Origin of the sequence: Streptomyces sp. NPDC002886 (assembly GCF_042888445.1) — a bacterium.
Classification (GTDB): Bacteria; Actinomycetota; Actinomycetes; order Streptomycetales; family Streptomycetaceae; genus Streptomyces.
Genome location: NZ_JBIAPV010000004.1, coordinates 333,129 through 356,680, shown reverse-complemented (window position 1 = coordinate 356,680; position 23,552 = coordinate 333,129). Strand labels below are relative to the sequence as shown.

23 protein-coding genes are annotated in these 23,552 nt (G+C 73.3%); 11 read left to right on the top strand and 12 right to left on the bottom strand.

All coding sequences use genetic code 11. From position 1 onward, the window contains the following. Positions 1 to 83 precede the first annotated feature (83 nt). From ACFYYB_RS20020 to ACFYYB_RS20000, 5 genes are all read right to left on the bottom strand, one after another. The gene (locus ACFYYB_RS20020) at positions 84 to 2,870 is read right to left on the bottom strand and encodes an ATP-binding protein (protein WP_389436524.1); all 2,787 of its coding nucleotides are present in this window, start codon (positions 2,868 to 2,870) and stop codon (positions 84 to 86) included. Between the two features lie 198 nt (positions 2,871 to 3,068). Beyond that, positions 3,069 to 3,518: a hypothetical protein gene (locus ACFYYB_RS20015; protein WP_389436523.1), complete on the bottom strand. Its 450-nt coding sequence runs from the start codon at positions 3,516 to 3,518 to the stop codon at positions 3,069 to 3,071. A 103-nt stretch (positions 3,519 to 3,621) separates the two neighbouring features. Further along, positions 3,622 to 5,097, bottom strand: coding sequence for an ABC transporter substrate-binding protein (locus ACFYYB_RS20010; protein WP_389436522.1), 1,476 nt, complete (start codon positions 5,095 to 5,097; stop codon positions 3,622 to 3,624). Between the two features lie 4 nt (positions 5,098 to 5,101). Continuing rightward, positions 5,102 to 7,105: a hypothetical protein gene (locus tag ACFYYB_RS20005; protein ID WP_389436521.1), complete on the bottom strand. Its 2,004-nt coding sequence runs from the start codon at positions 7,103 to 7,105 to the stop codon at positions 5,102 to 5,104. 86 nt (positions 7,106 to 7,191) lie between these two features. Continuing rightward, on the bottom strand, positions 7,192 to 7,734 hold the full coding sequence (locus ACFYYB_RS20000) for a DoxX family protein (RefSeq protein ID WP_389436520.1): 543 nt from the start codon (positions 7,732 to 7,734) through the stop codon (positions 7,192 to 7,194). Between the two features lie 284 nt (positions 7,735 to 8,018). Between ACFYYB_RS20000 and ACFYYB_RS19995 the strand changes: the two genes are divergently transcribed. The 3 genes from ACFYYB_RS19995 (at position 8,019) to ACFYYB_RS19985 (ending at position 10,787) form a co-directional block, all read left to right on the top strand. Continuing rightward, entirely contained in the window at positions 8,019 to 8,201 is a 183-nt protein-coding gene (locus ACFYYB_RS19995; RefSeq protein ID WP_389436519.1) for a hypothetical protein, read from the top strand. A 151-nt stretch (positions 8,202 to 8,352) separates the two neighbouring features. Next, entirely contained in the window at positions 8,353 to 9,759 is a 1,407-nt protein-coding gene (locus ACFYYB_RS19990; RefSeq protein WP_389436518.1) for a serine hydrolase domain-containing protein, read from the top strand. 125 nt (positions 9,760 to 9,884) lie between these two features. After that, complete coding sequence (locus tag ACFYYB_RS19985) at positions 9,885 to 10,787, top strand: NADP-dependent oxidoreductase (RefSeq protein WP_389436517.1); 903 nt, start codon at positions 9,885 to 9,887, stop codon at positions 10,785 to 10,787. Between the two features lie 111 nt (positions 10,788 to 10,898). On the opposite strand, the gene ACFYYB_RS19980 is transcribed toward ACFYYB_RS19985, so the two are convergent. Next, a complete protein-coding gene (locus ACFYYB_RS19980; protein WP_389436516.1) occupies positions 10,899 to 11,270 on the bottom strand; it encodes a hypothetical protein in 372 nt (123 codons plus the stop codon). Positions 11,271 to 11,434: 164 nt separating this feature from the next. Between ACFYYB_RS19980 and ACFYYB_RS19975 the strand changes: the two genes are divergently transcribed. Both ACFYYB_RS19975 and ACFYYB_RS19970 read left to right on the top strand, forming a co-directional pair. Then, positions 11,435 to 11,977 carry a hypothetical protein gene (locus ACFYYB_RS19975; protein ID WP_389436515.1) on the top strand — a complete coding sequence of 181 codons (543 nt, stop codon included), beginning with the start codon at positions 11,435 to 11,437 and terminating at the stop codon, positions 11,975 to 11,977. Position 11,978: 1 nt separating this feature from the next. Next, positions 11,979 to 12,617 (top strand): hypothetical protein, encoded by a 639-nt coding sequence (locus tag ACFYYB_RS19970; RefSeq protein ID WP_389436514.1) that lies wholly within the window; start codon positions 11,979 to 11,981, stop codon positions 12,615 to 12,617. Between the two features lie 19 nt (positions 12,618 to 12,636). On the opposite strand, the gene ACFYYB_RS19965 is transcribed toward ACFYYB_RS19970, so the two are convergent. Continuing rightward, positions 12,637 to 14,244: a phospholipase D family protein gene (locus tag ACFYYB_RS19965; protein WP_389436513.1), complete on the bottom strand. Its 1,608-nt coding sequence runs from the start codon at positions 14,242 to 14,244 to the stop codon at positions 12,637 to 12,639. Positions 14,245 to 14,484: 240 nt separating this feature from the next. On the opposite strand from ACFYYB_RS19965, the gene ACFYYB_RS19960 reads away from it, so the two are divergent. Then, the gene (locus tag ACFYYB_RS19960; RefSeq protein WP_389437218.1) at positions 14,485 to 15,747 is read left to right on the top strand and encodes an AI-2E family transporter; all 1,263 of its coding nucleotides are present in this window, start codon (positions 14,485 to 14,487) and stop codon (positions 15,745 to 15,747) included. A gap of 159 nt (positions 15,748 to 15,906) precedes the next feature. Next, positions 15,907 to 16,452, top strand: a complete 546-nt coding sequence (locus ACFYYB_RS19955; RefSeq protein WP_389436512.1) for a DUF5133 domain-containing protein — start codon at positions 15,907 to 15,909, stop codon at positions 16,450 to 16,452. A 33-nt stretch (positions 16,453 to 16,485) separates the two neighbouring features. Here the strand turns inward: ACFYYB_RS19955 and ACFYYB_RS19950 are convergent, their stop codons facing one another. Both ACFYYB_RS19950 and ACFYYB_RS19945 read right to left on the bottom strand, forming a co-directional pair. Beyond that, the gene (locus ACFYYB_RS19950; protein WP_389436511.1) at positions 16,486 to 16,761 is read right to left on the bottom strand and encodes an isoamylase early set domain-containing protein; all 276 of its coding nucleotides are present in this window, start codon (positions 16,759 to 16,761) and stop codon (positions 16,486 to 16,488) included. 305 nt (positions 16,762 to 17,066) lie between these two features. Further along, positions 17,067 to 17,333, bottom strand: coding sequence for a DUF4235 domain-containing protein (locus tag ACFYYB_RS19945; RefSeq protein ID WP_389436510.1), 267 nt, complete (start codon positions 17,331 to 17,333; stop codon positions 17,067 to 17,069). Between the two features lie 165 nt (positions 17,334 to 17,498). Here ACFYYB_RS19945 and ACFYYB_RS19940 point away from each other — a divergent pair, with 165 nt between their 5' ends. The 4 genes from ACFYYB_RS19940 (at position 17,499) to ACFYYB_RS19925 (ending at position 20,474) form a co-directional block, all read left to right on the top strand. Further along, entirely contained in the window at positions 17,499 to 17,654 is a 156-nt protein-coding gene (locus ACFYYB_RS19940) for a CsbD family protein (protein ID WP_284716012.1), read from the top strand. A gap of 379 nt (positions 17,655 to 18,033) precedes the next feature. Continuing rightward, on the top strand, positions 18,034 to 19,143 hold the full coding sequence (locus tag ACFYYB_RS19935; protein WP_389436509.1) for a D-alanyl-D-alanine carboxypeptidase family protein: 1,110 nt from the start codon (positions 18,034 to 18,036) through the stop codon (positions 19,141 to 19,143). Further along, positions 19,109 to 19,513 (top strand): ATP-binding protein, encoded by a 405-nt coding sequence (locus tag ACFYYB_RS19930; RefSeq protein ID WP_389436507.1) that lies wholly within the window; start codon positions 19,109 to 19,111, stop codon positions 19,511 to 19,513. The genes ACFYYB_RS19935 and ACFYYB_RS19930 overlap by 35 nt, the downstream gene beginning before the upstream one ends. A 472-nt stretch (positions 19,514 to 19,985) precedes the next feature. After that, on the top strand, positions 19,986 to 20,474 hold the full coding sequence (locus tag ACFYYB_RS19925; RefSeq protein ID WP_389436506.1) for a DUF6328 family protein: 489 nt from the start codon (positions 19,986 to 19,988) through the stop codon (positions 20,472 to 20,474). Between the two features lie 22 nt (positions 20,475 to 20,496). Here ACFYYB_RS19925 and ACFYYB_RS19920 read toward each other — a convergent pair whose 3' ends face one another. The 3 genes from ACFYYB_RS19920 to ACFYYB_RS19910 all read right to left on the bottom strand — a co-directional run bounded on the left by ACFYYB_RS19920 (position 20,497) and on the right by ACFYYB_RS19910 (position 23,488). Further along, a complete protein-coding gene (locus ACFYYB_RS19920; RefSeq protein WP_389436505.1) occupies positions 20,497 to 20,907 on the bottom strand; it encodes a DUF5133 domain-containing protein in 411 nt (136 codons plus the stop codon). A gap of 353 nt (positions 20,908 to 21,260) precedes the next feature. Beyond that, positions 21,261 to 22,424, bottom strand: coding sequence for a glutamate--cysteine ligase (locus ACFYYB_RS19915; RefSeq protein WP_389436504.1), 1,164 nt, complete (start codon positions 22,422 to 22,424; stop codon positions 21,261 to 21,263). A gap of 224 nt (positions 22,425 to 22,648) precedes the next feature. After that, a complete protein-coding gene (locus ACFYYB_RS19910; protein ID WP_389436503.1) occupies positions 22,649 to 23,488 on the bottom strand; it encodes a class II glutamine amidotransferase in 840 nt (279 codons plus the stop codon). Positions 23,489 to 23,552 lie beyond the last annotated feature (64 nt).

The following is a 23,552-nucleotide window of genomic DNA, read 5'->3' as shown; positions in this document are numbered from 1 at the left end:
CTCGTGACACCCGGGGGAGCGCGGCAATCCGTATCCGGGTCCGTAGGAGTACCTATTCACCGCCGTCACGCCCGTCCCGGCCGCTACGGAGTACGTACCTCCGTGCGGCTGCTGACCTTCAGCTTGCGCAGCACCTTCGCCACGTGCTGCTCCACCGTGCGCGGCGAGAGGAACAGCAGCTCGGCGATCTCCCGGTTCGTCCGGCCCGAGGCCACCAGCCGGGCCACGTCCGCCTCCCGCGGCGACAGCCCCTCCCCGTACCCGCCCCGGCCGCGCCGGGCCGTGGTCACGTGCCCGCTCCCGCGCAGCGCCCGCCGGCACCGGGCCGCCTCCCGCACGGCTCCGATGCGCTCGAACTCGACTGCCAGCAGTGCCAATTCACCGGAATCCGGTACGCATTCCAGGGCCGACTCCACGGCCTGCGCCGCACTGTGCGGCCGCCGCAGCGCGGCGAGGGCGTCCGCCGCCCGGCGGTAGTGCGCCGCGGCCTCCCGGGTCTCCCCGGCCGACCGGGCCACGGCCGCCCGGCACAAGGGCAGCGCCGCCAGCGCCAACGGGTGGTCGCGTCCCGCGATGGCCTGCGCGTACTCCCCGGTCAGCCGCTCCGCGTCGGCGATCCGGCCCGCCCGGACGTACGCGTCCACCCCGGCCGCCGCCAGCTCGGAGGCCCAGCCCCAGAGCCCCTTGTGCCGGACCCGCGCGAGCCCCCGGTCGGCCTCGGCGCAGGCCGCGGCGGCCCGGCCCCGCGCCAGGTGGATGCGTACCGCAGCGGCGCCCGCGGCGGCCAGGACGGGCGAGGCCGCGTTGTCCGGATCCCCCAGGGCGGCCGCCGTGAGGTGCTCCCCGGCCTCCTCCCACTCCCCGTGCGCGGCGCCGAGGAGCCCCAGCACCAGCCGCGCCTCCGACTCGATCCCGGAAGCGCCCTGGGCCGCCTCCCACACCTGCCGCGCTCGCTCGCCGAGCCCCTGCCAGCGCCCCTGGCTCCACTCCAGGCGCAGCACGGTGGCGTCGATGATCCCGCGCAGGTACGGAGCCCCGCACGCGGCGGCCATGCGGTCGCCCTCCCGGCGGAACAGCTCGGCCTCCGGGTCCTTGCCCAGCCAGGCCGCGGCGTCCGCCAGGTTCCCGCACATCCGGGCCAGCTCCAGGCGCCCGGCCCGGTCCGCCGCGCCCGCGATCAGCAGGGCCTCGGCCTCGCCGCGGACCGCCCCCTCACCGAGGGCCATCCGCAGGACCAGGTGGTTGCCGCGCACCGCGAGCCGCAGCGCCTCGTCCCCGTGCGCGGCGGCTATCCGCTCGGCGCGGGCGATCCACTCCAGGTAGACCGGGTACGGTTCCCCGCCCCAGGTCGGCATGGCGAGCCCGGCCATGCCCCGGGCGGCGCGGGCCGGCCGCTCGTGCAGCTCGGCGACGGCCCGGGCGGTGTCCGCCCGCCCCTGGCGGTGGTCGCCGGCCTGGTTGTTCAGCAACAGCCCCAGATTCAGCCGGATGTCCCCGCGCACCGCGTCGGGCAGCGCCGCGCCTTCGTCGACCACCCGGCGCAGCAGGCGCGCGGTGCGGCGGTGGGTGAGCCCGATCGTGGCCGCGCGGCTGAGCCGCAGCGCGAGGCGGGCGCAGTCCTCGGCCGGCAGCCCGGGATCGTCGAGGAGTCCCTCGAGGAGTTCCACGGCGAGCGCCGTGTCCCCGATCTCCCGGGCGTGCTCGGCGGCGTCCTCCGCGTAGCGCCGCCACTCCCGCACGGCCCCCGCCTGCCGGGCGTGGTAGGCCAGCCGAACGAGCGGAGGTGCGGGCAGGGCGGCCAGCGCGGTCACGGCACGCAGGTGCAGGCGCCGCCGCTCGGGGCCCAGCAGCGCCTCGTACACCGCCTGTTGGGCCAGTCCGTGCCGGAAACCGTACCGGTCCTCACCCCAGTCGTGGAGCACCCCGGCCCGCAGGGCGTCCCCCACCGCCCCGGCCCCGGCCTCCTCGTCGAGCCCGGCCACGGCGGCGACCAATGCCTCCTGCGCCGGATCGCGCAGCACCGCGGCCGCGTGGACGACGGCCAGGGCCGGCCGGTCCAGGCCGGCGGTCCGGTCGGCCATCGCCTCCTGGAGCAGGGCGGGCACCGCGGTGGGGGCGCCCGGTCCGCGGACGAACTCCTCGAGGACGAAGGGGATTCCGGCGGTGCGCTCGTGCAGCTCGGCCGCCAGCCGGGCGGATACGGGCCCGCCCGTGAGCGCGGCGGCCAGGGTGCGCACCTCGCCGGCGTCCAGCGCCTCCAGCCGCATCAGGAGCGACTCGTGGCCGGGTGCCCTCCGGTAGGCCCGCCCCAACGGCAGCCCGGTGGCCGGCAGATCCTCCCGACGGTACGTCAGGACGACCGCGAGCCCCGGCGGCGGATCCTCGATGAGGAACCGGATCAGGTCGCGGGTGCCGTCGTCGGCCCAGTGCAGGTCCTCGACGACGAGGACGGCCGGACACACGGCGGCCAGCAGCGCCCCCACCGCACGGAAGATCCGGTGCGTCGCGGCGGCCGGGTCGTGCAACGGCTCGCAGGCCGGGGGAAGCCGCTCGGCGAGCTCGGGCAGGTACGGACGCAGCGCCCCGCACACCGGGCTGAGCCCGGCCGGGACGGCGTGCGCGAGGGTGCGCAGCACGTCGAACAGCGGCCCGTACGGGAACGGTTCGCGCAGCGGCGGACAACTCCCGGACAACACCCGCGTCCCGCGGTCGGGCCGCCGCGCGAGGACCTCGCGCACCAGCCGCGTCTTGCCGATCCCGGCCTCGCCCTCGATCAGTACGACGGCGGGCGGCCGGGCCAGCGCGGAACGCATCGCCCGAATCTCCGCATCCCGTCCGACCAGCACCGATGCGCCCGTCCCCGCAGTCATGCGGGTGGAGTCTACGCAGCACCGCAGCCCCCCGGTAGGGGTCCGGGGCCCGCCCGGTCAGGCGGGCCGGCCGACGCGTAGGCGGTGGCCGGGCTCGAATCCGGCAGCCGGCTCGGCGCGTGGGCGCGCTCCCGCGGCGGGATCTCGTCCCCGGCGGGGGGCGCCGGGCCGGTGGGGTGTCACTCCCTCGGTGGGGTGTCACTCCCCGGCGGGGAACGCCTGGTCGAGCGTGGGGACCGCGAGGTCGCCGGATTCCAGCGCCTTCCTGACGTGCTCGACCGGCAGGTAACGGCCCTGCTGGATCGCCGGTGCGATCGTGTCGATCGTGCCGACCCCGACGAGGTGGAAGACCGTCCACGGACTCCGCGACGCGTCCAGCGTCACTCCTTCGCGGATGATGCCCAGGGTCGCCGGAGTCGTCTCCCGGGTTCCGGGAACCCGCTGGTGGGCGGTCTCCACCGCCTCGACCTCGAAGACGGGCCCGCGACCTCCGGGCCGGTACATCACCAGCAGGCGGGGGCGGGCGAGACCGACGTGATTGCTGCTGAGCGGACAGAGATAGGCCTGGTGGGCGGCAAGTTCTTTCTCGGCCCGGTCACTCGCGGGGACGATCACCGCGTGCTCGTGCAGTGATCGGAACCAGTCCACCGCGGACTCCTCCCAGAGGTACCTGCCGCCATTGCGGTGGGTGGGAGGCGCGAAGAGCCCGCCATCGCGGATGAACCGCCGGACGGCCGATGGGCGGTCCGCGTCATTGCTGTTGTGGTGGTTTGCCCTCCGCCGCGGAGACTTCCACGAACTCCACCTGCCCCTTGCCGCTCAGGCGCAGTACGGGGACGGCCTTGTTGCGCGGATTGCCGTTGTTCTGGAAGGAGATGAAACCGCCGGCCCCAGCCACCTGCTGTGCGCCGTCCATCTGGTGGAACATCCGGCCCACGGCCTCGCCGACGACCTGGCCCTGCCAGTGCGCGGCCATCTGGATGCCGTGCGCCGCGGCCAGGACCGCGTCGTGGCCCATCAGGGCTCCGCCGTCCTCACGGGTGTCGTGCGGGAACCATTGCTCCATCAGCCCGCCCGGCTGGAAGTTCTTCGCGGAGGGCGCGGACACCGCCTGCGGCGCCGCGCGGTACATGTCGGGGTGGGCGAGGCCGGTGTAGAGCACCTCGATGCCCGTCTCCGCGGCGCGGGCGAGCTGTTCGGCGTTCAGGTTGGTGGTGTCGTCCCCGGTGAACACGGTGAACTTCTGCTCGGTGCAGCTGCGGTTGGCGAGCGCGTCCAGGAACCGGGTGAGGTGCAGGCCGCGGCCCGCGAAGTAGACGATCTGCGGGCGCTGTTGGCACAACTGCCCCGGCATGAAGTGCAGTTCGTTCTGCCAGGCGCTACTGACGGAGGAGTCGTAGGTCATGTGCTCGGCGACGAGCTTGTGCGTGTCGTCCTTGAACGCCTTGGTGAAGGCGGTGCCGAGGGTGGAGGAGTAGAGATCCCCCTCCGCCACATCCTGGATGACGATGCCGGTGGTGACCCCGCGCCGTTTGAGGTACGCGGCCCCCGCGTACGCCTCGTCCTCGTTGGTGGGGGCGATCCGCACGAAGCCGTTGATGTCCTGGATGGCCGAGCCGGTCATGGTGGCGCCGACCATGGCGATCCCGTTCTCGGAGAAGCGCCGTATGGCGTCGAGGTTCGCCTTGGTGCTGGGGCCGAGACCGGCGACCGCGACGAGCCGGTCCGGGGAATCCTTGCGGGCGACCAGTTCGTCGACGGTGTGCTTCCACTGCGTGGACTTGCTGCCCGGGTTGGCTATCAGCAGCCGGATCTTGGGCGTCGCGGCCAAGTCGCCCTGGTTGTGCCGGTACTGGGCGAGGTAGGCGCCCTGGAGTTCGTGCCGGACGCCCTCGGCGGAGTTGCTGTCGGAGGCGGTGGTGGTGAACGAGGTGAAGTAGGCGACGCTGACGTACGGCTCCTTGTCCGCGTTGGCGACGACCCGGCGGTTCTCCGCCTCGATCTTCGCGCTGACGGCGTCGAGGTGCGGCGCGAAGACGTAGGAGCCGTCGCTCACTCCCACGCACTCGTCGTCCGGCCCCCGTTCGACGACCCCGTCCGCGCACCTGGCCTGGCGTTCCTGGAGCCAGCCCACACCCAGCCAGAGCGCTCCGACGAGCGTGACGGCCGCCGCGGTGGCCAGCGCGACGCGGCGGACGACGTGCAGGGGCCATTCGAGTCTGGGCATGCGCTCAGCCCTCCCAGCCCGGAGTCTGGGGATCGATCCAATTGCGGTACCGCTCGGCCTCGTTGAACAGCGCCACGATGTCGCTCCTGCGGAGTTGGGACAGCTGGGTGTAGCCGTCGGCGATCAGGTTTCCCAGCCGCATGGCGGGGTCGGCGAGCGGATCGCTCCACACCCAGCGGGTGGTCACCAGGGTGTGGATCACGGACTCGGTGTCCACCACGCCCCCCGGCCGGCGCGGGACGAGCCCGGAGAGGAGCTCCAGCGGCCCGCTGTCGGAGGGGAGCCGGTTCGGCGCGGAGGTGATCGCGTCGAACTCGGAGATCCACTGCGCGGCGGGTACGGCGGTGAAGCGCCGGGTCAGATGGGTGGTGACCTCCTCGGTCCGCCCAAGGGCGAGCCGGTGGTACATCTCCTGCACCGGCTTGCCCTGCTCGCGGTAGTACTCCGCGAGCAGTTCGTGCGCGGCCTCCCACCCGTCGGGGCGCGCCGCCAGCCGCCACAAGAGCAGCCGGCGCAGCCAAGGGTGGAGTACGGGAACCACGGCGACGGGCCCGGTCAGCAGCCAGCGGGACCGGATGTCGCCGAACAGGGAGTCGTCGGGGCTGAGCAGCCGCGTGCCCACAGAGAAGTCCCGGGCGGCGGCGCATTGCGCCAGGGCCGCGTGCTGGGTCCCGTCGAAGTCGCGCAGGAGGTGCCCGAGGGCGGTGTCGGCCAGCGTGGCGGAGCGCTCCCCGGTGCGCAGCGGCCGGTCGGGCAGGACGCGCAGCCAACGGTCCTGCCGGGGACCGGAGTCCGGGAGGGGGCCGGCCTGGCGCAGCACGTCGAGCACTTGGTGGACGGCGCGCGGCAGCCCGCCGGTGAGCCGGTGCACGAAGGGGGTGAGGCGGGTCAGCGGGGCGAGGTCGCTGTTGGGGCCGAGCTGGAGCTCTATCCGGATCCGCACCTCGTCCAGATTGAGGTCGCGCAGGCGCAGCGGGTACCACCAGCTGTCCTCGCTGTCGCGGGGAGGCCGGTGGGCGTGCCAGTCGGCCAGGGAGGCCCGGTCGGGACCGCGCAGCTGCCAGGGCCACGAGTCCCCGGTGGCGGGACCCCAGCGGGGCAGCCAGCGGTTGGAGCTGGCGACGACGGTGAGCGGATCACTGGCGTGCCCGGCCACGACGGTCTGGTCGTGCCGGGAGCGCAGTAACAGGTCGAGGAAGTGGCGTCCGTACGCGGTGTGTGAGTTGTCCAGGAGCAGCAGGTAGGAGCGGGGCATGAAATTGCGGGCGGTATTGCGCCTGAGGTCTTCCAGGAAGGCCGAGAAGAGGACGAGGTCGAGCCGCTCCTGTTCGTTCTCGTCGCCCTCGTGGCGCCACAGGTTGAGCTCCACCAGGGCTTCCATGGGGTCCGCGCTGTGGGTCATGGGGTGGCGTCCGTACCAGTGGGCCCCGGTCGTCAGCCGGCTGCCCAGTCTGCCGGCGAGCAGGCCGGGCACGGTGCGGCGGCCGCGCCGCAGGGCGTCCTGGAAGAGGGCCAGCGCGGCGGTGGACGCGCCCTCGGGCATGCCGACCGCGCCCATGCCCACTTCGAAGAAGGCCGCGAGGTAGTCGCCGTGGCGGGCCTCGTTCTCCTCCTGGAAGCGGTCCAGCTGGCGCTGTACCGCACGCCGCCCCTCCGCGAGGTTGCGCATGCGCAGCTCCTGGTCGGAGGCGAGCAGGCCGAGGCTGAGGAGGGGGAAATGGGAGCGGCCGTAACGGGGCAGCTTGCGTTCGAGCTGGCGGGCCAGGAGCCCGAGGGCGTAGCGCGGCAGCAGGGACTGGGCCCCGCCGAAGTTGACGAAGGCGAAGGGGTAGTCAGGCCCGAAGCGCTCCATGAGCGCGCTGTGCGCCTCGCTGGCGCCGCTGCCGGCCGGACCGAGCAGCATGGTCAGGGGCCGTTCGGCCTCCGGGCCCTCCTTCAGGCACGAGTCGACCAGCGACAGGATGCCGCTGCGGCCCCGCAGGCCCATGCCCGTACCCGGCTCCCTCACGTGTGCCCCCCCAGGACGTGCGTCGAGGATGAGAAGCCTGCCATCCGGAGCCGGAGTCAGACAGGGGTTTCCCCTCCTTGGTCCGATCAGTGCGATTCCGTGACCTCGTCGGCTCCGGCCGGCGACTCCATTGCGGCGGCGCGCCGGCTGACGACGAGGGTCGCCGCGACCGCGCTGACGGCGAACGCCGCCACGATGACGGCGGGCCGGTCGAGCCGATGGCGGCTGATGTGGTCCAGGGAGATGCGCCCCGGTCCGGTGACACCGAGACCGGCCGCGACGGCACCGAGCAGGGCCGGGTACTCGAAGCCGCCTCCCTGGGCGAAGAAGCCGGCGGGAGCGTGCACCGATACGGCCCCGGCCATGGCGCCCGCCGCGGCGGCGCCCGCCGCGGGAGTGGCGAGACCCAGGGCGAGCAGCGCACCGCCACCCGCCTCGCCGAGCCCCGCGGCGATGGCGCTGCGCCGGCCCGGGGTGAAGCCCATGTGCTCCATCGCCCGGGCCGTCCCCTCGATACCACCACCGCCGAACCAGCCGAAGAGCTTCTGCGTGCCGTGTGCCATCAGGACGCCGCCTGCCGCCAGTCGCAGGGAGAGCAGTCCGAGGTCCTTGCGGAGGGTGAAGTGCATGGGGCGGCCTTTCGACGGGTCGACGTACGGACGTAGAGACATATGGACGGTGCGAAGGTACGAAGGTTCGACGGTGCGAAGGTTCGACGGTGCGAAGGTTCGACGGGAGGGATCGGCGGAATGTGTTCCACGCCGTCCGCGGCGCCACACCGCACGCGCGCCGAATCCCCGAATCGCCGAGTCCCGCAATCGCGGACGGGGTGGGCGCGCGGTGAGTATCACGCGCAGGGGACCTGAGTAGCGGCGCCGTGGCACCGCGCGACCGGGGCTTGTTCACTGGGGCCATGACCGAGACCAACCCCGCAAGCGCGCCGGGCCCTTCGGCGCCGCGCACGAAGCCGTGCCAGTGGTGCGGCCGCCCCGTACCGCAGCGCTTCCCCGTGGTGCGCAAGCTCCACTGCAACACCGGGCACTGGATGAGCGACGTACGCGCCAACTTCTGGCGCCGCTTCTGGGACAACCTCTGACGGTCATAGCCCACCATGCCGGTAGGGTCGCGGCTGCTAAAATGGGGCATTGCTCGCTATGTGACGCTTTTCGAATGTGCCGCGTCCAGCTTTCGCCTCGCCCTCGCCGCGGTACCCGACCGCCGAGCCCGAGCCCGAGGTGTGATCCGGCATGAGGACCTTCCACGCTGACACGACGCCCGATCCAGCGATCGCGCAGCACCCGGACCGTGTCCGCCGCGCCCGCCGCGCACGGGTCCGGTCCGCCGTGCTCGCTCCGGGAGCGGCGGTGCTCATCGCGGTCTGCGGGATGCCCCTGGCGGCGTCCGGGGCGGCGGCTGCCGCACCTCCCGCGGCGTCCGGCGCGGCCGATCCCGCACCGGTGCCCTCCGGCCCGTCCGCTCCCACCGCCGGGCCGGCCCTCAAGCCCATCGATCCGGCCGCGCTGCGGTCAGCCGTGGACGCGGCGGCGAAGAAGCTGATGGTGCCGGGCGTGGCGGTCCTGCTCCGCACCCCGCAAGGCACCTTCCGCGCACTCACCGGCACGGCCGAACTCGGCAAGGACCGGCCCCCCACCACCGCGGACCACTTCAGGATCGCCTCCAACACCAAGACCATGACCTCGGCCCTGATCCAACTCCTGGTTCAGGACGGAAAGGTCCGCCTCACCGACCCCGTCTCCGACTACGTACCGGGTGTGCCCGGCGGCGCGGGGATCACCATCGCCGAGCTCCTGGAAATGCGCAGCGGGCTGTACAACTACACCGACGCGCCCGAGTTCTCGGCCACCCTCGATGCCGACCCGGGCAAGGCGTGGACCCCGCAGGAGGTCCTCGACATCGCCTTCCGCCACGCCCCGGACGCCGCCCCCGGCACGGAGTACGCGTACGACAACACCAACTACGTGCTGCTGGGCCTCGTCGCGGAGAAGGCCGGCGGCCGCCCTCTCGCCGAGCAGCTCAGGGACCGGCTGTTCACCCCGCTCGGCCTCGCCGGCACCTCGCTCCCGGGCATCCACGACACCTCCCTGCCCGCGCCGTACGCGCACGGCTACATGTACGGAGGTTCCGCGCACGCCATGACCGACGAGCCGTACTCCGCCGACGTACGAGCCGCGGCCCGCTCGGGGAAGCTGAAGCCGCTGGACTACACCCACCAGAACTCCTCCTACGCCACCGCCGCGGGCGGCGCGATCTCGACGGTCGACGACATGGCCACCTGGATCAAGGCGCTCGTTACGGGCAAGGTCCTCGACCCCGCCTCCCAGAAGCGCTGGCTGGACAGCGTGCGGCCCCAGAATCCGGCGGCCCCCGAAGCCCAGCAGTACGGTTACGGAATCGCCTATCAGCGCTTCACCCCGCAGGCCGCGATGTACTTCCACGGCGGCGAACTCCCGGGCTTCAACTCCTTCATCGGTCACGACCCGGACAACGACGTCACCCTGATCGTCTGGGCGAACCTGACCGTCTCGCTCGACGCGAAGGCGGCGGCGATGGCCCTGCTGCCCACGATCCTCAACCAGGTCTACGCGGGGGTCTCCTACCCCACCGTCACCGACCACGACACCCCCGGCCGGTAGCGCCGGGAATCCCGCTGGGCCGCCTCTCGGGTCGTGTTCGTGCACGCATCGGAACGGGAGGGTGCCTACGGTTGGGGCGGCGGCGAGCGAGCAGCCGCGAGCCGGCGGCGTGGAGAGGGGCAACGATGAGGGCGGTCCGCTTCAGCAGGTTCGGGGGACCCGAGGTCCTGGAGATCGTGGATCTCCCCGATCCGCATCCGGGGCCCGGTCAGGTACGTATCGCGGTGCGTGCGGCCGGCGTCAACCCGAGCGACTGGAAGAAGCGCCGGGGCCTGATGGACCAGGAGCTCCCGCAGACACTGGGGTACGAGGCCTCGGGTGTCGTCGACGAGCTCGGCGAGGGCGTCCGGGACGTGGCCGTCGGCGACCGGGTGTTCGGGTTCTCCACCGAGGGAGCGGCGCAGGCCGAGCTGGCGGTGCTCTCCTACTGGGCTCCGATCCCATCGGCGCTCGACTTCCCCGGCGCCGCGGCGCTTCCCGCCGCCATCGAGACGGCCACGCGCGCACTCGATCAGCTCGGCGTCGAGAGCGGTACCCGCCTGCTCGTCAACGGTGCCTCCGGAGGCGTTGGCAGCGCCGCGGTCCAGCTCGCCGCGGCCCGCGGAGCGCAGGTGATCGGCACCGCCGGCCCGGCGAACCACGCGTACCTCCGCTCCATGGGAGCCGAGCCCGTCGCCTACGGCGAGGGACTCCTCGAACGGGTCCGCGCGCTCGCCCCCGACGGCGTCGACCGGGCGCTCGACGTGGCCGGGAGCGGGGTGCTGCCCGAGCTCATCGAGCTCGCGGGCGGCCCGGAACACGTCGTGACCATCGCCGACTTCGCAGGCGCGCAGGAGCACGGGGTGGTGTTCAGCCGAGGAGACACCGGCCGCGCGGTCCACGTACTCGGTGAAATCGGCGCACTGATCGAGTCCGGGTGCTTCACCCTCCCGGTCGCCCGGAGCTACCCCCTCACGGAGGTCGCGGAGGCGCACCGCGCCAGCGAGAACGGCCACACGCGCGGGAAGCTGGTACTGCTGATCGACTGAGCACGCCGACCTTCGCCATGCTGCTCGGTCCTGGCCGGATCCCCGGATGATCCGGCCGACGATGGCGGCGGCCTGCTCCGGGTGCCGCCTTTGACGCAGTGCCCCGCCGGGCTACTCCTGCTCCTCGATCCCGATGGCCTCCTCCAGGTCCCGGTCGGCCTTGCGTCGCGAGCCCTCCTGGCCTTCCAGCAGGGCATTGGCGATGGCGTCCAGCTTGCGCAGGATCGCGTGCTCGGCCCGGCGTTCGGAGTTCTTGAGCAGGGCGAGCAGCAGCAAGGAGACCGCGGCCATGGCGTCCCCGGCGAGGTGCTGCCATTCCATCGGCAGGTGGAGGAGGTGGACGGCGATGAAGCCCGCCACCAGGAGGACGCACAGGAAGGAGAAGAGCGCCGAGCTCGTGAAATTGGACGCGAGCTCCGCCAGCTTCTCGAAGCGGCCGAGCCGCCCCGGTCTGCCCTTTTCGGACGGATGCTCCAAGGTCATACCCGGCGTCTGCCCCGCTACGTCGGGTCGAACCCTCTGCCCGTAGACCGGCCGGCGGGCGGGCGCAGCCGAGTACGGCATATGCGACGAGGGGAGGTTTCGCTTGCTCTCAGCGGGTAGCCGAGGGGCGAAGGCCAATGGGAACCGCTCGATGGAGGCGGCACATGTCTACCAGCACACTCATAGCGATCATCGTCGCGGCCGTTGTCGTGGTCGTGGCGCTGACCCTGATCCTCACCATGCTGGCGCGCCGACGCCACCTGCGCGAGCGTTTCGGGCCGGAGTACGAGCGAACCGTCGAGGAGAAGGGCGGCGCACGGGCCGCGGAGCGCGAACTGCGCGCTCGCGAGCAGCGGCACGACCAACTGGACATCAAGGAACTCCCCGCCGAGCGGCGCCGCCAGTACGCGGACGAATGGACGACCGTCCAGGAACACTTCGTGGACCAGCCGCAAGGCTCCGTGGTCGAGGCGGACGAGCTCGTGTCCCGCTTGATGAGCGAGCGCGGATACCCGGCCGACGAGTACGGCCGGCAACTGAGCCACCTGTCCGTCGAGCACGCGGGCGCACTGGACCACTACCGCTCCGCCCACGACGTCAAGGTACGGAGCACTGACGGGCGGGCGACCACCGAGGAACTCCGGGGAGCGATGGTGCACTACCGCGCCCTCTTCACGGAGCTGCTCACCGACGAAAGGAACCGGTGACATGGAAAAGCGTGCGGACACCGCAGGCCGGAGCAGCGAAGCCGGCCTCACCACGGAAGACCTGGCACATCCCGTGACGGACGACGAGGCGGGGGCCCCGGCGGCCCCGGTATACCCCGGAGAGGCCACCCGGGACCGCCCGCTCGGCGAGACCCCCGAGACCCCCGGGAACCGCGAGATCCCCGAGACCCCCGGGACCCGCGAGGACTACGGGAACCGTGAGGACTACGGGACACGCGAGGACTACGGGACACGCGAGGACTACGGGACACGCGAGACCTTCGACGAGGTCACCCCGCCCCCGGAGGAGGATCGTACGGTCGCCCCCGCCGGAGCGGACGCGCCGCCCGGCGGAGCCATCGAGGGTGACTCCGAGCCGCTCCTCGGCGACTCCGACACGCAGGAGTTCCGGCAGTCGTGGACCGACATCCAAGGCCGATTCGTCGACGACCCCCAGGACGCGGTCAGGTCCGCGGACACCTTGGTGGCCGAAGTCATGCAGACCCTGGCTGGCAGCTTCGCCGCGCACAAGCAGGAGCTGGAGGCGCAGTGGGGCCGGGGCGAGGAAGTGGAGACGGAGGACCTGCGCCAGGCGTTGCAGCACTACCGCTCCTTCTTCAACCGTCTGCTCAAGACCTGAGCCCGGTGGCCCCGCGGTGTCAGAATCCGCCGCGGAGCCGCATCAGGACGGGGCGGCCGTCGGGGTCCACCAGGGCGTGGTGCAGCGGGGTCGCGAGCAGGCGCCGGAAGGTCGGCACCCGTGGAGCGGCATAGCGGCGCAGCCGTCCCGCGGGACGCGGGCCACGGCGCCCGGCCGCGTGCCAGGCGTCCAGCGCGCCGGCGGCTTCGCGGATCCGGTCGAAGGCGGCCGACGGATCGCACAGCGCGTCCGCCGACCGCGCACCGAACGCGTCGAGGTGCTCGCGCATCAGCTCCAGGCGCAACTCCCGCGCGAACGGGCGGGCTCCGTCCCCGAGGCCGCCGGGGTCGCTCGGCGGCCTCGGGTCGGCGGCCCGGTCGAGGACGGAGCAGCTCAGCTCGGAGTCGTGCGTCCAGGAACGCAGGTTGACGTTGTCGGAGCCGACGGCGGCCCAGACGTCGTCGATCACACACACCTTGGCGTGTACGTAGACAGGGGTCCCGGCATGGTTCTCCAGGCCGTACACCGCGACCCGGTCGCCTCCGGCGCGGCGCAGCTCCTCCAGGGCGTTGACCCGTCCGATCAGGTTCATGGGCCCCGTGAGCAGGCCGTCCTGCTCCGGAACGGACGGGATGACGGCGGTCAGCCGTAGCCGGGGACACGCGCGCAGGGCCTGGGCGAAGCAGTCCACGACGCGCGGGGACCACAGGTACTGGTCCTCCACGTAGATCAGCGTCCGGGCCCGTCGCAGCGCCTTGAGGTAGGCCCGGGCGATGCTCCGCTCGCCGTCGGGGGCGAAGGGATAACCGCGCAGCAGCCGGTTCGGGTACGTGCGCAGCACCTGGACGGCGTGCGTGCCGCACGGCGGGGGATCGGGCTCCTGCGGCGGCAGCGGGTCCGCACGGGTGTCCTCCCGGGCCAGCAGCTGGCGCAGGCGGATCAGCGGACTGCGGCTGAGCGGTGCGGGATCCTCCCAGCGCTCGCGGAACACGGCTTCGAGGTCGCCGACGACCGGCCCGCTCAGGGCGAGCTGGACATCGTGCCACGGGGGGTGCGGACCGTACGGGGGAGCGAGGGGCAGCGACTGGCGGTCGCCGCGGTGGTCGGCGTCGTCGTTTCGGTTGTGGCACAGGTCGATCCCGCCGACGTACGCGACATCGCGCTCCGGGCTGCCGGGGTGCCGCAGCACCACCATCTTCTGGTGGTGCGAGCCGCCGGGCCGCACGCGCAGGTCGAGCAGGCACTCACCGCCCGCCGCTTCGATGTCCTCGCTGAGGGACCGGTTCTCCTCCTCGCTGAACCGGAAGCCGTCCAGGTGGGAACGCCACAGCAACCCTTTGACGATGACACCGCGCCCGGCCGCCGCGCCCAGCACGGCCGCGATCTCCGTACCGGGTCCGCGCAGCCGCTCGTCGGGATCGCCGCGCCAGTCGGTGAACAGGAGCAGGTCGCCGGCGCGCATCGCCCGGACCCGTGCGAGGAGCTCGGCGAAGTACGTGGCGCCGTGGACGAGCGGACGGGCCTCGTTGCCCTCGGACCATGCCGACCCGCCCGCCCGGCGATGTTCCAGCCGGGTGGCCGTGTTGCCGCGTTCTCCGGGTGCCAGGAGCCAGTCCGAGGCGGGCATCGTGAGGCCTCCACTCGTGCGGGTACCCGCTTCCCACCCTGGCACTCGGGACGGGGATCCGCACGGCCCGGAAGCCGCTCCGGTACCGCGACGCGAGGGCGATCGATCCCGGACACCCGGCATGAACCCCCGGCGGCCCGGGTGCCGGGGTGCCGGGGTGCCCCGCACGGTCCAGCCTGGAGGGAGTGCTCCCACGCAACCCAAGCGACGACCCGGAGGGATCACACAGTGAACCGACCTCTGCCCGGCGTGCGCGGATGGCTCGGGCGCGTGCGGAAGAGCGCCGCCGGACTCGGCGAGCGCCGGGCCCGTCTGCATGCCCAACGCGAAGCCGAGGCCGAGGCCGAAGCCGCCGAAGCGTGGGAGGGAGGCGGTCCGCCGCAGACGCCGCACGGGCCGGCCGGCACCGGTGCGCGGGATCCCGCGTCCGCAGTGCCCTGGGGGGTGCGGGTGGCCGCCGAGGCAGGTTGGCGGTTCCTGGTGCTCGCCGCCACCGTCTGGGTGCTGATGCGGGTCATCGGCGCGGTACGGCTGGTCGCCCTCGCCTTCGTGGTGGCGCTCCTGGTCACCGCACTGCTCCAGCCGACCGTCGCCCGGCTGCACCGGCGTGGACTGTCCCGGGGCGCGGCCACGGCCCTGACCGCGACCTGCGGGTTCGTGATGCTCGGACTGGTCGGATGGTTCGTCGTCTGGCAGGTGCTCGACAACCTCGACAACCTCTCGGACCGGGTCCAGGAGGGCATCGGCGAGCTCAAACAGTGGCTGATCGACAGTCCGCTGCACGTCACGGAACAACAGATCAACGACATCGCCGACAGCCTGAGCGACACCATCGGCACCAGCACGAGCGAGATCACCTCCACCGGCCTCCAGGGAGTGACCGTCCTGGTGGAGGTGATCACCGGGCTGCTGCTGGCCATGTTCGCGACGCTCTTCCTCCTGTACGACGGCAGGCGCATCTGGAAGTGGACCCTGCGGCTCGTTCCCGCAGCGGCCCGTCCCGGGGTCGCCGGCGCGGGCCCGCCCGCCTGGCGGACCCTGACCGCCTACGTCCGCGGCACCATGATCGTCGCGATGATCGACGCGGTCTTCATCGGTGTGGGCATCTACTTCCTGGGCGTACCGCTCGCGGTTCCGATCGGCGTGGTGATCTTCCTGTCCTCCTTCGTGCCCCTCGTGGGCGCCGTCGTCTCCGGAGCGCTGGCGGTCGTGGTCGCCCTCGTCACCGAGGGGGTCTTCACCGCCCTGATGGCGCTGATGGTCGTTCTCGTGGTGCAGCAGATCGAAGGACACGTGCTCCAGCCGTTCATCCTGGGCCGGGCCGTGCGGGTCCACCCGCTCGCCGTCGTCCTGGCCGTCTCCACGGGCGGCACCATCGCGGGGATCGGCGGGGCCGTCGTGGCGGTCCCGCTGGTCGCCGTGGCCAACACGGTGATCACTCACCTACGGGCCCACCCCGCCCGCGCCGTCCCGGGCGCGGAGCCCCCGCCCCCGCCGTCCTGACGAGAAGGCAACACGAGGCGTCAACCGAGACCGCCGCACGGCGCCGGATCGGGCGGTTGTGGAGGCGCCGCGCGCGTGTGCTCCGGCAGGTGGGGCGTGCCGTTTGCTACACAGCAGAACCCCGCAGACGAGGGGAGACAGAAGCGGAGGAGCGGACGGATGGACCACCCGGCACAGCAGCTCAGGACGCCCGCGGCGCCGACCGCGCCTCCCCGACCGCAGGAGGTACGGTCCACCCTCGCCCGCGCCGCGGGGGTGCTGATGGCCCTCGTCCCCTGCACCGCGGCCAAGGCCCGCCGGATCCTGGCCGAGGTGGCGATGGACTCGGGTACGGCCGCGGGGGAGGCCGCCGAAGCCGTTCTCGCCGCACAGGCCGGCGAACCCCTCTCGCCCGCCGTCGAGGACGCGCTGCGCCATGTGCTCGCCCGGGCCCGCACCCTGCCCGGCCCTCCCGCCGGGTCGTGGTCGCCGCCGGAGCCGGAGGTCCTGCGCCGGCACGTGAACCGGCTGCGTGCCGTCCGCCGCCGCGTGCTGGCCGACCCCGGCGACGCGAGCGTGCGCAGCGAGCTGGAGGAGGCCGCGTACACCCTCTGCGTCGTGATGGGCCGGCGCAGCGCCCACGGCGCACTGCTCGCTGCGGAGGAGCTGATCGCCCTCAACCGGCTGAAGCCGGGGATGCCGGGGATGCCGGCGCGGAGCGGGTGATCAGCCGGCCCCGGCCACGCCGGCCACCCGGGACTACGTGTGCAGGCGGCTGTTGCCCTCCTCGTGCCCGTCGGCGGTGGGCTCGTCGAACCAGTAGTCGCCGGCCGCGAGGTAGCGGAAGCTGTGGGTGGTCTTGGCGGGGAGGGCGACGGTCACGGCGCGCGTTCCGTCGGTCCGGGGTGCGAGGACGTGCGTGCCAGGATGCCAGTCGTTGAACGTACCGACGACGCTCACCGGCCCGGGCGGCAGGTCACCGGGAAGGACGAAGGTGACGTCGGTCGTGTGTTTGCGGCGCTTGCGCTCCAGCACGTACTGCTCCTTCTCGCAGGGCGGGTGCTACCCGCCGACCGGGGCCAGCCTGACGCCCACGGCCCGTACCGGCCCACGACCCGCCGCACGCGCACCCGCGTCACCCGTCCGGAGCGGACCCGGTCGTGTGAGGCGGCGCCGGCCCCGTCGGTCCCGCGAGGCGCGGTGGGCGCGCGGCGACCTGCGGTCGCGGCGCATCCTGTCGGTCGTGTTTCGCGCCTCTGTTCACGGCCGGCGGCACCCTCTTCGTCCTGCCGGCCCTGCGGGCCGGCGACCCGGTGGGGCCCTCCCCGGCCGGCGTCGCCTCAGGCGGGCCAGGTTCCGGTCAGGCGCTTGGCGGCCACCGCGCCGCCACGGTCGATCGCGGCCTTGACCGCGGCGAACACGGCGCCCTGGAGGGCCGCGGCGATGAGGATCTCCCGCCACGTGCGGTCCTCGTCGGTGGCGCTCGGCGCGTCGTCCTCGTGGCCGAGCCGTTTCCAGATCTGCTTGAAGGCCAACCCGGCCAGCAGTCCCCCTGCGGCGCCGAGCGCCAGACCCACGGGTTTGTAGGCGATCTTCGAGGTCTCCACCGCTGCCTCCGCTCCGTTGCCGTTCCCCCCGGCGCCTGCCCCGAGCCGCTCGCGGCTAACGCGCGGAGCCGGGCGGGCAGGTTTACCGGTCGGGTATCAGGACAGACGCGACACGTCAGATGATCGCCAACGATCGGAGTGAGAGCCGTGTCGGGTGAGCAGAAGATGAAGGCCAAGAAGGAACAGGCCAAGGGCAAGGCCAAGGAAGCGATGGGCCGCACCGTCGGCAACGAGCGCCTCACCGCGGAGGGACGCGCGGAGCAGATGAAGGGCGATGCCCGCCAGGCCAAGGAGAAGGCCAAGGACGTCCTCAAGGACTAGCGCGGCAGGGCGACTTCACCAGCGCCCGAAGCACGAGCGGCCACGGCCTCCTTCCCCGGGTACGGGTGACGGAGGCCGTGGCCGCTCCGCGTGCGCCGCGTCCCTCGGCCGGCCGCGGTCTCGCCGGCCGCGCACGTGCGTCCGGCCGCTCCGTGCCGCTCCGGCGGAGCCGCGCGGCCGGTGCGGCACGCCGCCGAGGTGATGGCCTGCTGCGGAACCGGTACACGGTGGAGCGCCCGCCGATGGACGGCGGCCGGGATTCCGATGGGTCGCGCGGCCATGCTCGGTGGGCGCCCTCCGCCTCCGGACGACACGGGCCCGGAGCGTTCCGGGCGCGGCAGGGCACCCACCCCGCCGCGACCCCGATCCCCGGAGCGTCATGTCCGTCCACGCCTTCCTCCGCCGCTCCGCCGAACTGCCCGGCCGGGGCCGGCTCGCGGCCTGCCGCGCCGGTGACGCGGCCGTCGCCGCCGCCCGCCGAGCGGTGTCGGGGGCGCCGCTGCCCTGGCCCCACGAGGGCCAGGCGAGCGTGGAGGTGGAGGGCATCGGCTGCCTCGGCACGGTCGGCGACCAGCGGCCGGTGCCGATCGCCAGCCTCACCAAGGTGATGACCGCCTACGTCGTCCTGCGCGCGCACCCGCTCGGCCCGGGGGACCCGGGGCCCGTGGTCCGCGTGGACAGGGCCGCCGCCCGCGAGTCCGGTTCCACGATCGAATCGGTGGTGCCCGTCGAGGAAGGGCAGGAGTTCTCCCTGCGGCAGCTGCTCGCGTACCTGCTGATCCCCTCGGGCAACAACATCGCCAGGCTCCTCGCCCGCTGGACCGCCGGCTGCGAAGCGGACTTCGTGCGCCGGATGAACGGGGCGGCCGCGGAACTCGGCATGACCCGTACGCGGTTCACCGGCTCCTGCGGTATGGACACCGGGAACACCAGCACGGCCGTCGACCTGCTCGTCCTGGCCCGCGCGGTCATGCGGGACGAGGTGTTCCGGAGCATCGTCGCCACCCCCTCGGTCCGTCTCCCGGGGGACCGGGGCGAGGCGCGCACCACCAACAGGCTGCTCGGCCGGCACGGTGTCGCCGGGCTGAAGACGGGCACCAGCACCCCGGCCGGGGGCAACGTCCTGTGGGCCGCGTACAAGGACGTCGACGGCAGCCGCAGGCTTGTCCTCGGCGCCGTGCTCGCCCAGCGCAGCGGCTGCTCCCCGGTGCGCGCCCGGGCGGCCGTCTGGGCTCACAGCCGGCGCCTGGTCGAAGCCGTACAGCGCGCACCGCTCGACGAACTCGCGAGGCTCGGGCCCTCCGCGCCCCCGTCGCCGGCGCCGCCGAACGCGGTGAACCCGCGGGGAGTGGGTACGCGCACCCATGTGGACACCATCCGTCCCCGGGCGGCCGGCACCGTCGATTCCGGCGGTCGGGTCCGGGGAAGCGAGACCGGAGGCCTCTGGAGCGGGGATGACTCTCCATCTGAGACACCACAGCGATCTTGACGGGGCGACCGCGGCCGCCACGGCCCGCGACCGCACCCGGCACTTCCTCGACGATGCCTCACGCGGTGGCCGCTCCGTTTCCCCCGAGGTCGTGGACACGACGTTGTTGCTCGTCAGCGAGCTCGTCACCAACGCGATCCGCCACACGGCGGACGGCTGCGCGCTGGACCTCGCACTGGAGCCCGACGAGATCGCCATCGACGTCACCGACTACAGCCAGGCGGAGCCGCTGCTGAGGCCGCCCGATCTGGAGGGCGGCGGCGGCTGGGGCTGGGCCCTGGTCCACCGGCTCGGCAGCGATGTGAGGATCCGGCACCAGCCGGGCGGCAAGACCATCCACACCGGTGTTCGGCTGCCGCCGCCGCACTGATCTTCACGGAGCCGGCCGGCGCGCGTGTGGGTACCGCCGCTCCGGGTAGGCGCCGGACGCGAGCGAGGGGCGTACGCACGTACTAACGCGGGCCGAGGGAGAGAACCGTGAAGGGGACGCATCAGGGGCAGAGGCAGACGGGCCGCTCCGAGGAGCCGGCACGGGACTGCTGGGAGGACTTCGCATCGGTGCGCGGCCAAATGGACCGGTTGTTCGGGCAGCGGCCGCGCCGCGCCCCGGCGCGGACCGGGACGACAGCTCGCTCCGGCAGGGGATCCGCACCCTCCCGGTGAGCGGCGTACGCGATGTCCCGCGCGGCAGGGGCGGGCGCCGGTCGTGAGCTGCGTGAGCCCCGGCAAGGAAGGCACCCGCGACGGCCGCCACCTCGCCACCCGGATCACCGCGGCCGGACGAGGCGGTCACCTCGCCCCGCCCGGCCGCTGTCATGTAGAGGCCTTCAGAGAGGAAACCGATGACCAACGGAACGGATCAGCAGGGACGCGACGAGTCGGCGGAGGAACGCGCCGACCGGCAGTGGCAGGAACTGGTCCAGGAGATCCGGGTCGCCCAGACGGGCGTCCAGATCCTGTTCGGGTTCCTGCTCACCGTAGCCTTCGCCCCCGTGTTCGCGGGGCTCGCGCAGACCGAGAAGACGATCTACGTGGTGACGGTGGTCCTGGGATCCTTGGCGACCGGCGCCCTGATAGGCCCCGTGGCCTTCCACCGCCTCGTCTCGGGGCGCAGGATCAAGCCCGAGGCCGTCGCGTGGGCCGCGCGCCTGACCTTCACGGGGCTGCTGCTGCTCCTGGCCACCTGCACCTCGGCCCTGCTCCTCGTCCTCAGGGTCGCCACCGACAACGCCCTCGCGACGTGGCTCGTCGGCGGGGTGTTCACCTGGTACGTGCTGTGCTGGTTCGTGCTGCCCCTGTGGGCACGCGTCCGCTACACCGCCAAGGGCTGACCCGACCTGCGGAACCGGCCGCTCAGCCCGTGGCGGCGAGCTGTTCCTCCGCCGCGGCGATGGCTTCGAGGGCGCTGGCCTTGCCCATCAGGACGCACAGGGTGTAGGCGGTGTCGTCCATGGCCCGCAGGGCGCCGGGGTCGTGGGGGGAGGCCGCGAGGCGGGCCTGGCAGCCGCGCAGCCGGGTCAGGACCTCCTCGGTCCGGGCGGGATTCGGCGCGATCCCGGCGCCGGAGGAAGCGCCCGCCGCTCCGCGGGTCCGGGCGGCTTCGACGGCGCGGCGCAGGGCGCGTTCGAGGCGGGCGGGCAGGGCGGTGCCGCACGAGGTGGCGGTCATCGCGGCCGAGAGGTCCCGGACGGCGACGTCGGCCAGGTCCGCGGCCGTCGCGAGGATGCGCAGCGCGTCGCGGGCCGAGCAGGGGGTCGTGGCCATGAGCATCCCGACGGCCCAGTTGCCCGTCGGCGCAGGCACCGGGTGCCCGGGTGTCCGGGCGGCGGGGGCCTGTTGGCTCGGTGGGGTGGTTTCGGGTGTCGGCACGGGGGTCCTCCGGTCCTGGTCGGTGGGGCGGTGCGGTGCTCCGCTTAGGGACGCTATGCCCGCCCTCTGAGCACGGGCGGCGCGGCGCGCTGGTTCAGGGCCCGAACAACCGCCATGACCCGTGCGGCCGACCGCCCCGGCCCCCGCGCCGGGCCCGGGGCGTCCGTGCGGGACCGGGTGCGCGCCCGGCGGCTTCCCGCTCCCGCGCGCCCCGATCGGCCGGGCCGGATGCCGGGGCCGGCCTGGGTCTAGGCCGCGGCCACGGTCTCGACGAGGCTGTCCACGACCCGGCTGAGCCGCCCGTGACGCCGGTGCGCGGCGCGTTGCCGGGCCGCCCCGGTGCCTTCGGTGCGGACCTCCTCCAGCAGGGCGTCGACAAGCACGGAGTCGCCCGATGCCGCCAGGCCGGGGGCGGCCCGGTCCCGCAGCCGGGCGATCAGCGTCCACGCGGGCACCGGAGCGCCGTCGACCGGGTCCAGGCCGTCGCCGTGCAGGCCGTGGACGGCCGCGAGCAAATGCGCCTCGCGGAGCCTCGCCGAATGCGGCGCGGGGGCCGTCGCCCCCTCGGCGGCCTCGGCGCGCAGGGTCGCGGCCAGGCCCCGTACGAGAACGGCCAGGAGGACGACCGTACCGATCCGGGCGTTCACGTCGGCCACGCGGATCTCCAGCGTCGGCACGTGCTCGGACGGGCGGGCGTACCAGTAGATCATCCGCCGGTCCAGCACTGTGCCGCTGCGCACGAGCTCCTCCGCGCAGCGTTCGTACGCGGCTTCGTCGAGGACCGGGGCGGGCCCGACGGTCGGCCAGCGGGCGTGCTCCACGGCCCGCCAGCTCGCGTACCCGGAGTCCCGGCCCCGGTCGAAGGGGGAGTTGCCCGCGAGGGCCTGGAGGACGGGCAGCCAGGGCCGCATCCGGTTGGCGAGGTCGAGGGCCTCCGCCCGGCTGTCGACGCCGATGTGGACGTGGCAGCCGCAGACCGCCTGGTCGTAGTCGCCGAGGATCGAGGGGTAACGGGACGCCATTTGGCGGTAGCGCTCGTCGGGCGTGACGGTCAGCGGATGCTCGGGCGGTACGACGGGGGTTCCCGCGGCCAGCAGCAGGCACTGCTCGGTGGCCGCGGCGCGGATCACCTCGGCGCGGATCCCGGACAGCTCCGATCGGAGCGCGGCGGCGTCCGTGGTGGGGCTGGTGCAGATCTCCACCTGGGCGGTGAAGAACTCCGGCTGAACCAGAGGCCCGAGCGTGCGCCCGGCGGCTGCGATGACGCGCGGGCCGCGCCCCACCGGGGCCCGGCTGGCGCGGTCGACCAGGAGGAACTCCTCCTCCACTCCCATCGTCAGGACCGGGACCCGCCCGGGGACGCCCGCGCGCCCCGTGTCCGACACGGTCGCCCTGGATACGGTCAGTGCCATCGAATGCCCCTCCGTCGATCGAGGCGGACGGTCCGGCCCGGGAGGGGCGATCGAGCCGATCGCTCATCGAGCCGGTCGAGCCCGTCGAGCCGATCGGGCCGTGGAGTCCATCGGGCCCCGGCCCCCGAGCCGGCTGGTCAAAGGCGTCTACCCCTCGGACCGCCGCGCACGCGGGGGTCCGAGGGATCCGAGGGCCCGGGGGACGGCCGGATCCGGCGCGGCCGTCAGGCCAGCACGGGGAGGAAGGGCAGGTAGTCCTGGTCCCCGACGGACGGGATCACCGTGTAGCTGGCCTCGGGTAGCTCGTTCCACACGCCGGGCAGGTCCCCCAGCGGTTCGGAGACCACCAGGCGCGATGCGTCGGAGATGTCCTCGAGGAACTGCACCTCGGGGTGGAGGTGGCGGACGGTATCGGCGCGGCTGCTGTAGAAGAGCGACCGGGAGGCGCCGACGCTCGAATAGCGGAACGCCCAGAGCCGCTCCCCGTCGCTGATGGCCAGGGTCATCTGAACCGGTTCGGGGACGCCGTGCTCCTTGCCGAGCCGCTCCACGAGTCCGGTCATCCTGGCCACGGCCCCCGGAACGTCCTGGTCCAGCCCGAAGGTCACCGCCAGGTAGAACATGACCTCGGAATCGGTGGACCCCTCGATGGCCGGGAAGAGCGCCGGATCGACGGCCAGGCAGAGGTCCCGCTGCAGCCGGGGGAAGTCCGCGATGGCCCCGTTGTGCATCCACAGCCACCGGCCGTGACGGAAGGGGTGGCAGTTGGTCTGCTGCACGGCCGAACCCGTCGAGGCGCGGATGTGCGCGAAGAACAGCGGGGAGCGGACGTGCGCGGCGAGCTCGCGCAGATTGCGGTTGTTCCAGGCCGGGGCGATGTCCCTGAAGACGGCCGGGGTGCCGTCCCCGTTGCCGCTGTACCAGCCGAGGCCGAAGCCGTCGCCGTTCGTCGTCTCCACGCCCATCCGGGCGTGCAGGCTCTGATTGATCAGCGAGTGCTCCGGACGGTAGAGCACGGCGTCGAGCAGCATGGGCGAACCCGAGTAGGCGAGCCACCGGCACATGCGAACCATCCCCTTCGCGGCCTGCTCCGAGCCTAACCCCGTACGCGGCCGCGGTCCTGGCGTC

Excerpts from the sequence above, each read along its gene's own strand:
- ACFYYB_RS19990 (WP_389436518.1), top strand. The coding sequence starts at position 8,353 with ATGAGGACCTTCCACGCTGACACGACGCCCGATCCAGCGATCGCGCAG.
- ACFYYB_RS19985 (WP_389436517.1), top strand. The coding sequence starts at position 9,885 with ATGAGGGCGGTCCGCTTCAGCAGGTTCGGGGGACCCGAGGTCCTGGAG.
- ACFYYB_RS19910 (WP_389436503.1), bottom strand. The coding sequence starts at position 23,488 with ATGTGCCGGTGGCTCGCCTACTCGGGTTCGCCCATGCTGCTCGACGCC.
- ACFYYB_RS19975 (WP_389436515.1), top strand. The coding sequence starts at position 11,435 with ATGTCTACCAGCACACTCATAGCGATCATCGTCGCGGCCGTTGTCGTG.
- ACFYYB_RS20000 (WP_389436520.1), bottom strand. The coding sequence starts at position 7,734 with ATGCACTTCACCCTCCGCAAGGACCTCGGACTGCTCTCCCTGCGACTG.
- ACFYYB_RS19940 (WP_284716012.1), top strand. The coding sequence starts at position 17,499 with ATGAAGGCCAAGAAGGAACAGGCCAAGGGCAAGGCCAAGGAAGCGATG.
- ACFYYB_RS19995 (WP_389436519.1), top strand. The coding sequence starts at position 8,019 with ATGACCGAGACCAACCCCGCAAGCGCGCCGGGCCCTTCGGCGCCGCGC.
- ACFYYB_RS19965 (WP_389436513.1), bottom strand. The coding sequence starts at position 14,244 with ATGCCCGCCTCGGACTGGCTCCTGGCACCCGGAGAACGCGGCAACACG.
- ACFYYB_RS19930 (WP_389436507.1), top strand. The coding sequence starts at position 19,109 with ATGACTCTCCATCTGAGACACCACAGCGATCTTGACGGGGCGACCGCG.
- ACFYYB_RS19970 (WP_389436514.1), top strand. The coding sequence starts at position 11,979 with ATGGAAAAGCGTGCGGACACCGCAGGCCGGAGCAGCGAAGCCGGCCTC.
- ACFYYB_RS19955 (WP_389436512.1), top strand. The coding sequence starts at position 15,907 with ATGGACCACCCGGCACAGCAGCTCAGGACGCCCGCGGCGCCGACCGCG.
- ACFYYB_RS19935 (WP_389436509.1), top strand. The coding sequence starts at position 18,034 with ATGTCCGTCCACGCCTTCCTCCGCCGCTCCGCCGAACTGCCCGGCCGG.
- ACFYYB_RS19925 (WP_389436506.1), top strand. The coding sequence starts at position 19,986 with ATGACCAACGGAACGGATCAGCAGGGACGCGACGAGTCGGCGGAGGAA.
- ACFYYB_RS19915 (WP_389436504.1), bottom strand. The coding sequence starts at position 22,424 with ATGGCACTGACCGTATCCAGGGCGACCGTGTCGGACACGGGGCGCGCG.
- ACFYYB_RS19920 (WP_389436505.1), bottom strand. The coding sequence starts at position 20,907 with ATGGCCACGACCCCCTGCTCGGCCCGCGACGCGCTGCGCATCCTCGCG.
- ACFYYB_RS20020 (WP_389436524.1), bottom strand. The coding sequence starts at position 2,870 with ATGACTGCGGGGACGGGCGCATCGGTGCTGGTCGGACGGGATGCGGAG.
- ACFYYB_RS19980 (WP_389436516.1), bottom strand. The coding sequence starts at position 11,270 with ATGACCTTGGAGCATCCGTCCGAAAAGGGCAGACCGGGGCGGCTCGGC.
- ACFYYB_RS20010 (WP_389436522.1), bottom strand. The coding sequence starts at position 5,097 with ATGCCCAGACTCGAATGGCCCCTGCACGTCGTCCGCCGCGTCGCGCTG.